Source organism: Paenibacillus wuxiensis, assembly GCF_040195695.1.
Taxonomy (GTDB): domain Bacteria; phylum Bacillota; class Bacilli; order Paenibacillales; family Paenibacillaceae; genus Paenibacillus_B; species Paenibacillus_B suaedae.
In genome coordinates, this window is the sequence record NZ_JBEFZI010000008.1 from 1 (window position 1) to 13,825 (window position 13,825).

At 47.3% G+C, this 13,825-nt stretch carries 14 protein-coding genes; 1 reads left to right on the forward strand and 13 read right to left on the reverse strand.

Going from position 1 to position 13,825, the window contains the following annotated elements:
* Positions 1-422: 422 nt before the first annotated feature.
* Positions 423-1,313: a hypothetical protein gene (locus ABN764_RS18810; protein WP_174809428.1), complete on the reverse strand. Its 891-nt coding sequence runs from the start codon at positions 1,311-1,313 to the stop codon at positions 423-425.
* 120 nt (positions 1,314-1,433) lie between these two features.
* Between ABN764_RS18810 and ABN764_RS18815 the strand changes: the two genes are divergently transcribed.
* Positions 1,434-1,835, forward strand: coding sequence for a DUF2614 family zinc ribbon-containing protein (locus ABN764_RS18815; protein WP_065291873.1), 402 nt, complete (start codon positions 1,434-1,436; stop codon positions 1,833-1,835).
* Between the two features lie 195 nt (positions 1,836-2,030).
* Here ABN764_RS18815 and ABN764_RS18820 read toward each other — a convergent pair whose 3' ends face one another.
* From ABN764_RS18820 to ABN764_RS18875, 12 genes are all read right to left on the reverse strand, one after another.
* A complete protein-coding gene (locus ABN764_RS18820) occupies positions 2,031-3,785 on the reverse strand; it encodes a glycosyl hydrolase family 18 protein (protein WP_174809429.1) in 1,755 nt (584 codons plus the stop codon).
* A 118-nt stretch (positions 3,786-3,903) separates the two neighbouring features.
* A complete protein-coding gene (perR, locus tag ABN764_RS18825; RefSeq protein WP_174809430.1) occupies positions 3,904-4,344 on the reverse strand; it encodes a peroxide-responsive transcriptional repressor PerR in 441 nt (146 codons plus the stop codon).
* 146 nt (positions 4,345-4,490) lie between these two features.
* On the reverse strand, positions 4,491-5,687 hold the full coding sequence (locus ABN764_RS18830; protein ID WP_446672734.1) for a DUF4097 family beta strand repeat-containing protein: 1,197 nt from the start codon (positions 5,685-5,687) through the stop codon (positions 4,491-4,493).
* A 26-nt stretch (positions 5,688-5,713) separates the two neighbouring features.
* Complete coding sequence (locus ABN764_RS18835; protein WP_021255267.1) at positions 5,714-6,394, reverse strand: DUF6677 family protein; 681 nt, start codon at positions 6,392-6,394, stop codon at positions 5,714-5,716.
* A 12-nt stretch (positions 6,395-6,406) separates the two neighbouring features.
* The gene (locus ABN764_RS18840; protein WP_174809432.1) at positions 6,407-6,997 is read right to left on the reverse strand and encodes an RNA polymerase sigma factor; all 591 of its coding nucleotides are present in this window, start codon (positions 6,995-6,997) and stop codon (positions 6,407-6,409) included.
* A 158-nt stretch (positions 6,998-7,155) separates the two neighbouring features.
* Positions 7,156-7,887 (reverse strand): MgtC/SapB family protein, encoded by a 732-nt coding sequence (locus ABN764_RS18845; protein WP_174809433.1) that lies wholly within the window; start codon positions 7,885-7,887, stop codon positions 7,156-7,158.
* Between the two features lie 6 nt (positions 7,888-7,893).
* Complete coding sequence (locus ABN764_RS18850) at positions 7,894-8,346, reverse strand: GNAT family N-acetyltransferase (RefSeq protein WP_072730173.1); 453 nt, start codon at positions 8,344-8,346, stop codon at positions 7,894-7,896.
* A 175-nt stretch (positions 8,347-8,521) separates the two neighbouring features.
* Entirely contained in the window at positions 8,522-9,964 is a 1,443-nt protein-coding gene (gene gatB / locus ABN764_RS18855; protein ID WP_021255271.1) for an Asp-tRNA(Asn)/Glu-tRNA(Gln) amidotransferase subunit GatB, read from the reverse strand.
* 17 nt (positions 9,965-9,981) lie between these two features.
* The gene (gatA, locus tag ABN764_RS18860; RefSeq protein WP_446672947.1) at positions 9,982-11,424 is read right to left on the reverse strand and encodes an Asp-tRNA(Asn)/Glu-tRNA(Gln) amidotransferase subunit GatA; all 1,443 of its coding nucleotides are present in this window, start codon (positions 11,422-11,424) and stop codon (positions 9,982-9,984) included.
* A 39-nt stretch (positions 11,425-11,463) separates the two neighbouring features.
* Entirely contained in the window at positions 11,464-11,751 is a 288-nt protein-coding gene (gene gatC, locus ABN764_RS18865) for an Asp-tRNA(Asn)/Glu-tRNA(Gln) amidotransferase subunit GatC (protein ID WP_021255273.1), read from the reverse strand.
* A gap of 149 nt (positions 11,752-11,900) precedes the next feature.
* Entirely contained in the window at positions 11,901-12,281 is a 381-nt protein-coding gene (locus ABN764_RS18870; protein ID WP_446672735.1) for an ATPase, read from the reverse strand.
* A 157-nt stretch (positions 12,282-12,438) separates the two neighbouring features.
* Complete coding sequence (locus tag ABN764_RS18875) at positions 12,439-13,662, reverse strand: M24 family metallopeptidase (protein ID WP_446672736.1); 1,224 nt, start codon at positions 13,660-13,662, stop codon at positions 12,439-12,441.
* Positions 13,663-13,825: the final 163 nt, after the last annotated feature.

Here is a 13,825-nt window from a genome sequence, read left to right on the forward strand (position 1 = left end):
CACGCCGCCAGCGTTCGTCCTGAGCCAGGATCAAACTCTCCGTTAAAGTTAAGTTTGAACTGCTCATATCTTTTGACGAGGTATTGCTACCTCATTCACAAACGTTGCTCGTTGTTCAGTTTTCAAAGAACAATCTCAGTCAGTAACCAATCTCTCAGTTACTTTCTTTTTCTCACCGCTTTGTCAGCGGCGACTTTTATAATATATCATGTTCACTTTTTAGAGTCAAGCACTTTTTTTAAATTCTTTTTTCGAGCTTTCGAATGATTGCTTATTCAGCTTTCCTTCGAAGTGCTTCTCTCGAAGAGGCGAGTATTAATGTATCATATATTCCAAACCCAAGTCAACACTTTATTTAAAAAAAGTTAAAACGCTGCATGAGCTGTCATGCAGCGACTCAACTTTCTGTGATTGTGCAGCCGTCAATCAGCCCATTCATAGGCCCGAGTATACCCTAGCTTGCCATATGGACTAGCATGCTCAATCAAACGTTCTTTTACACAACCGCGATGTGTAAGCTTATTTAGTAGAGCTGGCATATAACCGGCCATCCACTTGAATTCTTGGTGCTGCATAATATCCGATATCGGAACTGGCCCCTTCGCTTGCTTCAGCCAATTCAGCAATGGTGCGCAGCATTCTACACTCTTCGATGAGAGGGAGAACTCGCAAGCAAGCAACGCAAGTTCAATTCGCTGCGGCATCGTCTCAGAGCTTGCAGTGAATTCTTCGTACATCTTATAGACACCTAGATTTAACTTCTTCACTTGCTGCCATAACGCTTGTCTAGGCATCTCTCCTTGCTCCATTATGGCAAGCGACGCCCAATAATAGAATGCGAAATCCACACATCGATAAGCGTCTAGCATGTATTCCAGCTTCCGTAAATGCTTCGCTTGATTATATGCCTCCAAAAACAGCGCATATGTCTTCATGTATTGCATCTGGTTCGGAGTCTTCTCTTCTTGAATCAATCTTTCCTGCCAACTTGCAAGCAATCCATCGCGATCTACGCGAATATTGCCACGCCCGTAAAACGGAAGCAGTGACCTCGCCTCATCCGAAACGATCCATTCCTCCCACCTATCTGGGTGGATGCAAATCCAGCGTGCAACAGAGCTGTCATCGGCCGATACTTCCATCGACTCAAAAGGATGGGATGGACAAGCTTCATCAACAACCAGCACATAGCGATCCCAATCAATATATTGGTGCATATCAGCATCCAATTGGCTGCGTTCCAATATATAAAGACCGCTGACTGTAGTCGCACCAATTAATTGATCTATGGAGTTATCCAATACATGTTTCATTCTCGACCCCACGCTTTTTTGGCTTTCTTTTACATCAAATGATAGTTTATAATTCTACATAGAAACTCTCTTTCCTTCTTCCTTCGAAAACATTTTCAATCTTGAAATGGAGAGGCTGCGATGAAACAACGTCTTTTTAGAACAAGTAAAATCAATGAGTTTCGATTGTGGGGACTTGTACTTACATTAGCCGGAATGGGAATGATGGTGCTCGGCACATCCGGCATTCTCATGTGGGGCATACAAGGACGCCCCTTCGCTGGAGTATTCATGGTACTGGGAATGATACTCCTCTTGGGAAGTGTCGCGATTTACTTCTGGGCTGGCATGTTGTCCACTAGTGCTGTAATTCTTGAATGTCCAGAGTGTGGTCGCCAGACCAAAATACTCGGCAGAACGGATCGCTGCATGTTCTGTAGAACGATTCTTACCCTTGATCCGGACAAGGCAACCGCAGAAAACATCGCCCCAGAAAGCAACTTAGATCAAGACAGTAAGAAGGATGTTACCGTATCAAAGTGAGGGAAGAATGACTTACAAAGAGATTTCTCACGCATTGACTCGTTGATTCCCACAACACCATGACCTGACATCTATGTTTTCACGAGCCTCACTCGCAAGAGTGGACCGAATATAACAGACTTAACGAAGAAACCGCCTATCTGATTAGATAGACGGTTTTCTTATTTCTAACTAATAAAAAGTATCATTGCGTGATTAAGAGTTTCGATATCGAAGAACGTTCCATATGCCTTCATTGGCGAAGCTTCGGGCCCATACAGCGACTCCACCGAGCTTTAGACGTTCTGCCATTTGAATGCGAGATTGAATCGATTGTTTATCCTCGATCCATATTTTCTGAGTTGCGCCTTCCTCCTCATATTCGACATAGTGCTGACCTGCACTCTCCGAATAAACAGGCTTCAACTTACGATCCTGAATCAAATCTTGAACTTTCTGCATACCAACAGCCTTAGAGGATACTTTCACTTCTCCGCCTTCAGTTGTCTCTGTCCATATCCGTGTGTATAGCGGCATCCCAAGCACGAGCTTATGCGGAGGCACATTATCCTCTTCCATAATTCGCTTCATAGCATTCTCTGTCCATGGCAAGGATGCAACAGAACCAGCAGTTGGACTTGTCGCCCAATGTTCATCGTAAGCCATAACCATCATGAAGTCGACGGAACGCGCCAGCTGTTCCCGGTCCAAAAATTGCGACCATCTGCCGCTCCCAGACTTCGCCGTCACATCAATCGATGCAACAAGACCCTTCGCATGTAGACGAGGAGTAAGCTCTCGTACAAACTGCGTTAAATTATCACGATCTTCAACATTTACGTTCTCATAGTCAATATTAATGCCGTCAACGTTGTATTTCTCTGCGAGCTTAATCAATTGTGCTATCGTTCGGTTACGTTTGTCGAAGGTTGCAAGCGAAGCTGTAGTTCGGTCTGGATCAAAGCTGTTGCTGTACAGCGCCCATACCTGCTTCCCATTCTGATGCGCCCATTGTACAAGACGCGGATCTGCCTTCTCATCCACATTTCCCTCGTTATCAGCCAAGCTGAACCACGTAGGGCTTATGACATTCGTCCCCGGCATCGCGGGCAGCTTGGTTGGATCCGGATTACGCGAGTACACAGCTTCCCAAGCCAAGCTTACTGGTCGCTTCTCCTTTACAAACGCAGGAACAGGCGCTGGCGAGATTGAAGGAACTGCTACACTTCCCTTACGCTGAATCTCGTCTTTAGCAACATAACCGACATTGCCGCCTTCCGCCTCAATCCGCAGCCAGTCTCCCTCTTCACCCCAGACCGTGACTTGCGTTCCACTTGCAAGCTTCTCTAAGGAGGGAGCTTGCTTACTAGCATTTTCACGCAAGGCTATTTTGGCATCATCCTTTTGCTGAATGACGATCCCCTGTTGAAGAGTCTGCCCCGGTGTGCTTAGTTGAACCGCACCATTCGAAGTGTACTGCTTCGCACGCAAGCCGTATACTTCCTTCAACGCAGTCATTGGAACATAAATGTCGCCGCCAATTTGTTCAGCAGCAGCTGACCACTGTTTAGCTCGACCATTCAAGCTTCCCGTTGAGTGTCCAAGCGCAACTGAAGCAACGTCCTTAGAACTTGTCATAATGACGGTTTCGGAACTATTCTCATACACAATAGAAAGCTTATCAGACAATGCCTGAACAGGTATGAGCAAATTCTCACCTTTGCCTTTCGTCCCATATCCCGTCCAGGCACCGTCCCAGATCAAGGGCTGTTCTACCTGAGAGATCTGGGAGCCAGCCTTATTCTGACCAGGTAACCAATCCCTGATACCATCCCATCCTTTCCACACGCTCGCTGCCAGGATGGCGAGTCCAATCAGAATAAAGAGACATCCTCCTCCCTTCCCTTTTTTACGGTTCTTTCCGCCGGTTCGATAATGCGGAGCACCTCTCCCCACTCCATTGCTTCTCATATAGTCAACTCCTACTTCTTCAGACTGCATCATTGGATTCGATAAAATAAAAAAGCGCGCAAGCATGAACTGCCGCGCGCATTTACATTTCTGCATTGTATTGAATATCGACCATCACCTATTGCTCCTTAGTCGATTCCACACAGGATTGACATACACCATACACTTCCATCCGATGTCCGCGTACGATAAAACCAGTAGCCTCTGCAGCCGATTTCTCCACTGATTCCATTAATTCAGGAATAGCGAAATCAACAATTTTGCCGCATCGCTCGCAAATGGCATGATAGTGATCTGTTACATTGGCATCAAATCGACTAGAACTGTCCCCATATGTCAACTCATGAACGAGCCCCGCCTCAATAAACAACTTCAAGTTGTTATATACGGTAGCAACGCTCATGCTCGGAAAATCCGGCTCGAGTGCTCGATATATTTCATCTGCTGTCGGATGATTCATCGCATCCAGCAAGTAAGCCAATATCGCATGTCTCTGTGGCGTGATGCGTACTCCGGACATTTTCAGATGTCCCAATGCATGTTGAACCCGCGTTTTCATCTTGTCCACCGCCTTCTACGCTCACATTAGTTCTATACGGGTTATCCCAACAAATCGTAGATTGTAACGATTCTCAGAAAATAATCTCTATATGTCCATTGTACGTGGAAGTTTTTTGTTTTGTCAATCCTTAATACGTCGCGCTGTTATCGTTTTCGTATGCTTATGTCACCATTCGTGTCTAAATTGACTTGATACGTAGCATTTCCTATTGTACCCTCTACTTTATTCTTTACGACATGAAAGGGAAAATCCGAATCTATATCGATGTCTCCAAAACGATTCATCGCTTGCAATGTAACATCAGCCCCCTCTGGTATGCCAATGGTGGTATCACCCGCCATATTCTGCAATTTCCAGTTGCCGCCGATGTTCTCTGACTCAACAAGCATGTCTCCACTCAAGGTCTCTGCTTGGACTGCACCAGCTGATTCATGAATGTCGATATCTCCTGATTTCGTATCCGCCATCGACTTCCCACTGATGTCGTACATCGTAATATCCCCACGCATGGTAGATACTTTGGCATCACCGCGTATATTTTGCACAAAGAGATTACCATTCAGTGTCTCTCCCTGTACTGGGGCTTCAATATTAAGCAGCTTAATATCACCATTGTTGCTCTTCGCCACTGCTTCGGCTTTCATATCATGGATCGCGATATCCCCATTATTCGTCATCACATCCGTCTTCCACATAACATGAGCCGGAATGGTGATGATCATATCAATGCGGATTGGCCGATTCCCTACTGCAAATTTCGAGCCGTTCGCGGTAATCGTCAATGTATGTTCGGAAGGCTTATTATCGATGGATGCTCCAGATTGGTTAGCCAGCGATTGCGCCTGCTCTCTATCCACTCCGCTTACAATTGCACTTAGCTCAACATCCATATTCTCTATATTCCCAGTCTGAATCCGAATCTCCCCATTGTTATTGCGAACAACGAGCTTCGATATATCCCCTGATATCGAATGTTCCAGCTTCGGCAACCGGACATTTATCCCATTATCACCTGCCATCTCCTTCATCATGGAGAAGTCGAACTGAATGCCTCGCACCCAATCCCGGAACAGGGAAGGCTGAGAAATCATGAAGACGGAGACTGCAATAAAAACAGAAACGAACATGCCTAAAAAATCCAAGCGCAGACGACGATTATCCCCCCGCTTGCTGTGGTACACGCCAGTCCAAATATATTCGATCCCCCATATAATAAATAACAAGGGCCACCATGTTAATAACAATCGCAATGTATGATATCCAAACAACTGATCGCTGAGCAGCATGATTCCAACAGCGACAAGCAGCAGCGAAGCAGTAATTCTCCCTACCTTAACCACTGAAGACCATCTCCTTCGGTTGTCCGTCAGCGTCTCTTATTCGATTCCTTCACAAGCAGAAAGATACCGCCACCAATAAGAAGAGCCGCTCCCGCGTAGGATCCCGCATACGTAAAGAACCAACGAAGCCACGCTGGATCTACGGTTAATAGCAGCATAACTATTCCCCCGAACAGAAGAAAAAGCCCTAAGAGCGGCCCTTGTCTGGTCGGCTCTATGCCACCAAACATCGCTTGATGATTGACACGTTCCGTACATTGCAAGGCATCAAACAAGTTAAAAAAGTAAATCACCGGCAGCATTAATCCTAACAATACGACAAGCGGTACATTCACTTTCGCATCTATTGCTGTAAAATACACGATAGCTACGATATCCAAGGCCAGCATCATCATAATAAGCAGCCCGCGCTGCATTAACCCTAAGTAGAAATGACCTGCTCCAGGGAAAATGAAGGACAAAAACAAAGAAAGAAACTTGCTCTTCTTCTGCGGCATTGCTCCATACATCGGAGGCGGTGGTATAGGCGCTCCTGGGCCTGGGCCATATCCTTGATGATCCTCATGAGCATGAGACATGCGTTCTCTCCGCGCTAATTGTTCCAGACGCTTGCGCAAAAACTGCTCATCCTGCTCCTTATTAGCAGACTGCTCACGGAATCCTTGATTGTGAGGTTCATGTAATTGATCGTCTTTTCTTTCAGCCAAGTCCTTCCCTCCTTACATAGCTCCTAATCCGGCATGTTCCTGCCACGCTCGCTTAAACAGCATCTTAGCGCGATATAATCTAGTTTCAACCGTTCTAACAGGCATCTTGAGCATCTGCGCAATTTCTGCGTATGTTCGCTGGCGCATGTGGTACAACTCCATGACCATACGATATTTCTCTGGCAATGCCCGAAGTGCTTGGTGAACCTCTTCACATTTTTCCTTCTTCATCACGCGTTCTTCCGGCATATCAGCAACATCATGAAGCTGAAAGGATGCAATATGGTGCGGCTCAAGCCGTTCTACCAGGCCTTCTTTCCGTTTTTTGCGCAATATATCAATCATCTGGTTCTTCGTTAGCCGATACAGCCATGTCGTAAATTTCGAGTCGCCCCGAAATGAATGAATATGGCGATACGCCTTCACGAATACCTCTTGGGCTATATCTTCCGCCAAATAACGATCTTGTACCGTCTGACAAATACACGTTATCACAAATGGACGGTGTCTTTCCACTAAAATACGCATTGCTTCCTCGTTACCTTGCTGCACTTGACTGACGATCAGTTCATCCGAAAATTGAGTTGTCTTACGATACACCATAGTCTCTTCCCTTCTCTACCCAGCAAAATTCATTGTGCGAATTCGCTCTACCGTACGTATTAAGCTTATATTCATTGTACGTTGGATACAGAAATGAAAGAAACCTTCCTGAGTCTAGGAAGGTTTCACCGACTTTAGTCTAGGATCGCTTTGGACTCTTACTCTAAGGTAACAGTGCGAACCCCTTGCACTCGCTCGAGTTGCTCTACAAATACGAACATGTCGAACTGTTTGGGGACGCCAAGAACGAGCTGCAATTCTGCTCGCTTCTCCACCATCGGATCGCCAGGTTGATTCAATAAGCGTTGGAACATCATCTTCTTGACGGTAACATCACGGGTTTCCATGAAGACATGGAGCTCATGAAGAAATTCAGAAGTAGAATCCGCATCTAATGTTAAAACGCGAGTGCGCTTGCCACCGAAGTAACGCTGTTCTACCTTGTTGAATCCGAACAAAATCACGATGACTAGGATTGTCGTCACCACAGCTGCATATTGGAATCCAGCACCTACTGCCAGTCCAATCGCCGCAACGACCCATAAAGAGGCCGCTGTCGTAAGTCCTGCGATTGATTTGCCCGTAAAAATAATTGTACCTGCGCCAAGAAAACCAATGCCTGTAATTACTGCTGTAGCGAGACGAGCAGGATCCACACGAACATTCCCTTCGTATACGAAGCTGGAGAAGCCATAAATGGACAACAGCATGATAAGTGCCGAACCAACGCAAACTAATATATGTGTTCGCAGCCCCGCTGGATGATTCGCTTGTTCTCGCTCCAATCCAATCAAGCCGCCAAGCAGCATCGCAAGCAGCAATCTAAGCGTTAATGAAAGATCATCAATTACCCACGGACTATTTGCAGGTATCTCCGCGAGCAATTCCATATCCGACTACCTCCTTCTTTCCAGGTGACGCAGCGATATGCCCGGCGCAATCTCCTCGTCGCGCACATATCGGAAGCCTTCGCGTTCATACAGTGTCAGCGCAGGAAGATTGCGAGCTCCCGTTGCAATACGGTGCGTATGAACATCTGGCATATGCAGTACATGAGCTAACAAACTTGCACCGATCCCTCTCCGAAAATAATCCGGCCGAACCATCAATCTGCAAATCTCCATAATTACAGGCCCTGTCATTTCGATGGATACCGCTCCAGCCAACTGATTCTCATCCCACCAGCCATAGAATGTTTCCGTGGTATTATGCAGGTCTTCTACCGTTTCCATCAGAGGGGGGATCTTGTCAAAGCCAATCATGTCTGCTTCAATCCGGTATGCCGCCTGTTGCAGGTTCCAGAGTTGATCCAATGTTGCAACATCATTCATATCCAACTGACGTATCATGTCTTTCACTACCCTTTCGGAATAACAGAGTATACGACTACATGAAAATAACTTGAATCTACACGAAAAGCGGAGATTCACTCCGCTTCCATGCCTGGCTCCAACGTATAGATATGTTACCCATCCGTCCTACGGAGCCCTAATCGATTCTTCATTTTTTATCTATAGCTTACATTTACAGCTCGCTCAAGCACTGAACAAGCAATTCGTTCACAAGACCCGGGTTGGCCTTACCCTTCGTCTCCTTCATTACTTGTCCCACGAGGAATCCAATCGCCTTCTGTTTGCCGGCACGGTAATCTTCAACCGATTGTGGGTTGTTTGCGATTACTTGCTCGACGACAGATTTAATGGCGCCTTCATCACTAATTTGGACAAGTCCCTTCTCTTCAACAATAGCCTGAGGAGCTTTGCCCGTCTCCAGCATCTCTTTGAAGACCGTCTTGGCGATTTTGGAACTGATCGTGCCTTTCTCAATCAAGCCGATCATTTCGCCCAAGCCTTGGCCAGTAACTTTTGAAGCATCCGCTTCAAGGCCATTCGCGTTCAAGTATCCGAGTAAGTCACCCATAATCCAGTTGGCTACTGCCTTGGCATCCTTCGTATATTGAAGACTCTCCTCGAACAGGTCAGCCAGCTTCTTCGATGCCGTAATGACTTCTGCATCGTAGCTCGTCAAGCCATATTCGCTCGTGTAGCGAGCTTTACGTGCATCCGGCAATTCCGGAATCGATGCCCGCACACTCTCTCTCCACTCGTCATCAATAACGAGTGTAACGAGATCTGGATCCGGGAAGTAGCGATAGTCATGCGCCTCTTCCTTGCTGCGCATCGTGAGCGTACGCCCTTGCGCTTCATCCCAGCGGCGAGTTTCCTGAACAACCTTACCGCCTTCATCCAGGATGTCAGCTTGGCGCTCCTCTTCATATTCAAGACCACGTTGAACGCCGCGGAAGGAGTTCATATTTTTCAATTCTGCCCTCGTACCCAGTTCTTTCTGGCCAATCGGGCGTATGCTGATGTTCGCATCACAGCGAAGGGAGCCTTCCTCCATCTTCACATCGGATACGTCGCAATATTGCATAATTGCCTTCAGCTTTTCCAAATAAGCCTTCGCTTCTTCTGGTGAATGAAGCTCGGGTTCAGATACAATCTCTACGAGCGGTGTGCCGACACGGTTGAAATCGACGAGAGAAGCATAACCGCCATCTACGTGCGTCAGCTTGCCTGCATCTTCTTCCAAGTGCAGTCGGTTAATGCCGATCCGCTTCGTTTCTCCGTTTACTTCAATATCAATCCAGCCGTTCTGCCCAATTGGCTGATCATTCTGAGAGATTTGATATGCTTTCGGAGAGTCTGGGTAGAAATAGTTTTTTCGGTCAAACTTGCTTACCGGAGCAATTTCACAGTTCAACGCCATAGCAGCCTTCATTGCATATTCTACCGCTTGGTGGTTTAATACCGGCAGTACGCCGGGATGCCCTAAGCAAATCGGGCAAGTATGCGTATTAGGCGGTGCTCCGAATTCGGTAGAGCAACCGCAAAAGATTTTCGAGTTGGTGTGCAGCTCAACGTGCACTTCCAAGCCAATGACCGTTTCATATTTCGTACTTGGCATGTCGTAAGCCTCCTCAATTACAACTGCGGACGCAGCTTATGGAACTCCGTGCGTTGTTCGAACGCATGGGCTGCACGAAGCACAGTCGCTTCGTCGAACGCCTTGCCAATCAATTGCAAGCCAACCGGCAATCCATCCGCCAACCCGCATGGTACGCTAATTGCTGGAACGCCAGCCAAGCTGACCGGAATCGTCAATATATCATTCAAGTACATCGCTAATGGATCATCAATTTGCTCGCCGATACGGAACGCCGTTGTCGGTGCTGTCGGCCCGAGCAAAATATCGAACTTGTTAAATGCTTCGTCAAAGTCACGCTTAATCAAGGTGCGGACTTTCTGCGCCTTCAAGTAATAGGCATCATAGTAGCCTGAGCTTAGTGCATACGTACCCAGCATAATGCGGCGCTTCACTTCTTGTCCAAAGCCTTCACTGCGAGAACGATGATACAGATCCAGCAGATTGTCAGGGTTGTCCGCACGCACTCCGTAGCGAACTCCATCGAAGCGCGCCAAGTTGGAGGAAGCTTCCGAGGAAGCAAGCAGGTAGTAGGTCGCTACTGCATATTCGGTATGCGGCATCGATACTTCTTCCCATGTCGCACCCATATCCTCGAATACTTTCAAGGCAGCGAGCACAGCTTCCTTCACCTTCGGATCGACACCTTGTCCAATATATTCAGAAGGCACGCCAATGCGCAGACCAGCCACATCGCCTGTCAGCTGTGCTGCATAATCCGGAATTTCTACCTTCGCCGAAGTGGAATCCATCTTATCGTGGCCTGCAATCGCTTGGAGCACGAGGGCTGCATCTTCCACATTTCTCGTAATTGGACCGATTTGATCCAATGAAGATGCGAATGCAACCAAGCCGAAGCGAGAAACGAGACCGTATGTCGGCTTCAAGCCAACGACTCCACAATAGGAAGCTGGCTGACGGATTGATCCGCCTGTATCAGAGCCTAGCGCGAACGCAACTTGTCCAGCTGCTACGGAAGCCGCGGAACCACCGCTAGATCCGCCCGGAACACGTTCCAAATCCCACGGGTTGCGAGTCGTGCGATAAGCAGAGTTCTCATTGGATCCGCCCATTGCGAATTCGTCCATGTTCAGCTTACCAATTGTAATGGCACCCGCTTCCTTCAACTTGCGGGATACCGTACCGTCATATACAGGTATGAAATTATCAAGGAATTTACTTGCACATGTTGTGCGCATTCCTTCCGTTACGATGTTGTCCTTAACCCCTGCAGGGATACCAGCCAATAAGCCGATCTGTTCTCCTGCCGAGATGCGCTTGTCGATTGCGGCTGCCTCGTTACGGGCACCCTCTTCATTAATAGTAAGAAATGCTTGCACTTGCTCATCCGTGCTGGCAATGCGTCGGAATGACGCGTCCACCAATTCAGAGACGGAGAGCTTACGCTCTTGTATTGCTTGTCTTGCTTCCGTTAATGACATCTCAAGTGGTGTCAATGCGGGCATCCTCCCTTATTCGCTTTATTCCAGAACGGCCGGTACTTTGAACTGACCATCTTCTTCTTCCGGTGCGTTAGCCATTACCTTCTCTATCGGCAGTGAAGGACGCGCTTCATCCTCACGCATCACGTTCCGTATAGGTAGAACATGAGTCGTTGGCGTGACGTCATCGGTATTCAATTCATTTAATTTTTCTGCATATTTTAGAATCGCGTTCAGCTGTTCCGTGTAACGCTCTTTCTCTTCATTGCTCAAGTCGAGTCTTGCCAACTTAGCAACGTGCTCGACGTCTTGTACGTGAATGCTCATCGGCAGCCTGTTCCTCCTTGCGCCATCAAGGCCAAATTCATCCCCTTATTATAGCTTAGAAGCGGAATCAACTCAACGCGTCATTCTGATAAAGTAATGGATGCAAAAAAACACCGAAGCACCGGAGTGACCGGTGATCGGCGTCTTCTTTAAATCCAAGCTCTTAAATTCACTTGGCGAATGAACTCTTCTTGTGACATTGCTCCGTCCTGTTCGCTCTCTTCGCTATCAGGCTCTGCGTCTGCGTTCATAATTCGACGGAATAATGATTCATTATGGGTCGCCAGTGCATAATCGATAAGTGCTTCCCGTTCGATGCGGTCCGCTTCCTGCTGCAGCAACCGTTCCTCTTGATCGATATCGGATGCTGGCACGAAAAAGTTGCGGTTTGCTCTCGGAACTCGGATGACATAGTCGAATGCGTTGTCTGCATTGCGGTCATAGGCAATAATATAGCCGTATTCCCCGATAGGCAAATGTTGTTCGAAACGGTCGGCAACAATGACTACTTTCTCTCCCAAAGGCAGCATTGTCCATGCCTCCCATCCGTTAGATGTATTCTATATGGTACTAGAATTTATGGTTCCTGTAAATGTATACGTACGAGTATCGCAATTGGTCACAAAAAGAAGCCTCTCTATTGCATACGATAAAAGCTGTACATCCGACTCTAGCTATTGTCTATGTTCACAAAGAAATGATTCGCAATCCTTCCTCCGCAGTCGTTAGCTTCTCATATCCATCAGCAGTAATCAGGTATGTATTCTCTATACCTACGACACCGCGTCCCGGGAAAGTGAATTTAGGTTCGATAGCAATTACCATCCCCTCCTGAAGCGGCTGCTTGAACCCGCGGGCCAATACAGGCCATTCATCAATTTCCATACCAATTCCATGTCCAAGAAACTTGACTTGATCCTCACCATACCCCATAAAATGCTCTTGCAATCCATACGATTTCGCCATATCAACCGCGTCTTCGTACAATGTCTCGCATACCGTTCCCGGCTTCAAGTGTTCCTCAGTTGCACGCAATATCGCTTCCGAAGCATTATAAGCACGCTGGAGTTCATCGTCCAGTTCCCCAATGACAAGGGTTCGGGTCTGATCAATTACATATCCATCGATGCAGCAGCCGAAATCGATCAGAATAGGTTCATTCACTTCAATCGCCTTACGGCTAGATCCTTGTGGACTTGCAGGTGTCAGTCCAAGCCCTCCAGCGGGACCGTCGAAATAAGTCGGTTCTGCGCCTGCACTTCCTGATGCCACCATGCCAGTTATTAGTTCCTGATTGAAGCCGCGCATTCGGATCATTCCAACATGGCCCTGCAGTCGGAATTCTCGTTCAATGTACGCAATGAGTTCTAGTTCTGTCATTCCCGGCTGGATGTAATCTGCAGCAGCAGCAAGCACCTTATGTGCAGCAGCTGCGGCAACCCGAATGCGATCCAGTTCAGCAGAGGACTTAATCATTCTCAGTTCCCGGAATAGGATCGATCCGTCTGTCCAATTCGCATCTGGAATGACCGTCTTCAATCTCTCATACTGCTGAACAGGTAGAACATCGAACTCTGTAGCAATGACGACAGCTTCCTTAACTTGGAACAGCTCCGCATAGTATGAGCGGATCGTCTCACCAAGCTGACGGAATGAACCGAGCGGAGCAACGCGAATGATCGACTCCTTCTGCGCACGCAGATAGCTGCGTTTCACCAAATAGACAGGTTCGCCGCATCTCGGTACGAGCACATAGCCGGTCTGCATGGAGCCGGTTAAGTAATATATATCCACGTTGTGTGTAACTAAGTACAAATCGATACCAGCAAGCTCCATCTTCTGTTGCAGGCGAGCGATTCGATTGCGATGCTCTTCGATAATTGCTGCATCTATTCGCTGTTCGGAATGCATCAATTGACTCCTCCTCGTATTAGGAAATGATATCTGCCGTTTTATTTGCACTTGTATCTGTTATGTAAAAAAAGGGACTGCGATACATAGTAGTAGGCAGTCCCATCGTTGCTGTATGCTTCCCTGATCATATCACGAGCGAGGATTGGCTAGCAAAATGGAT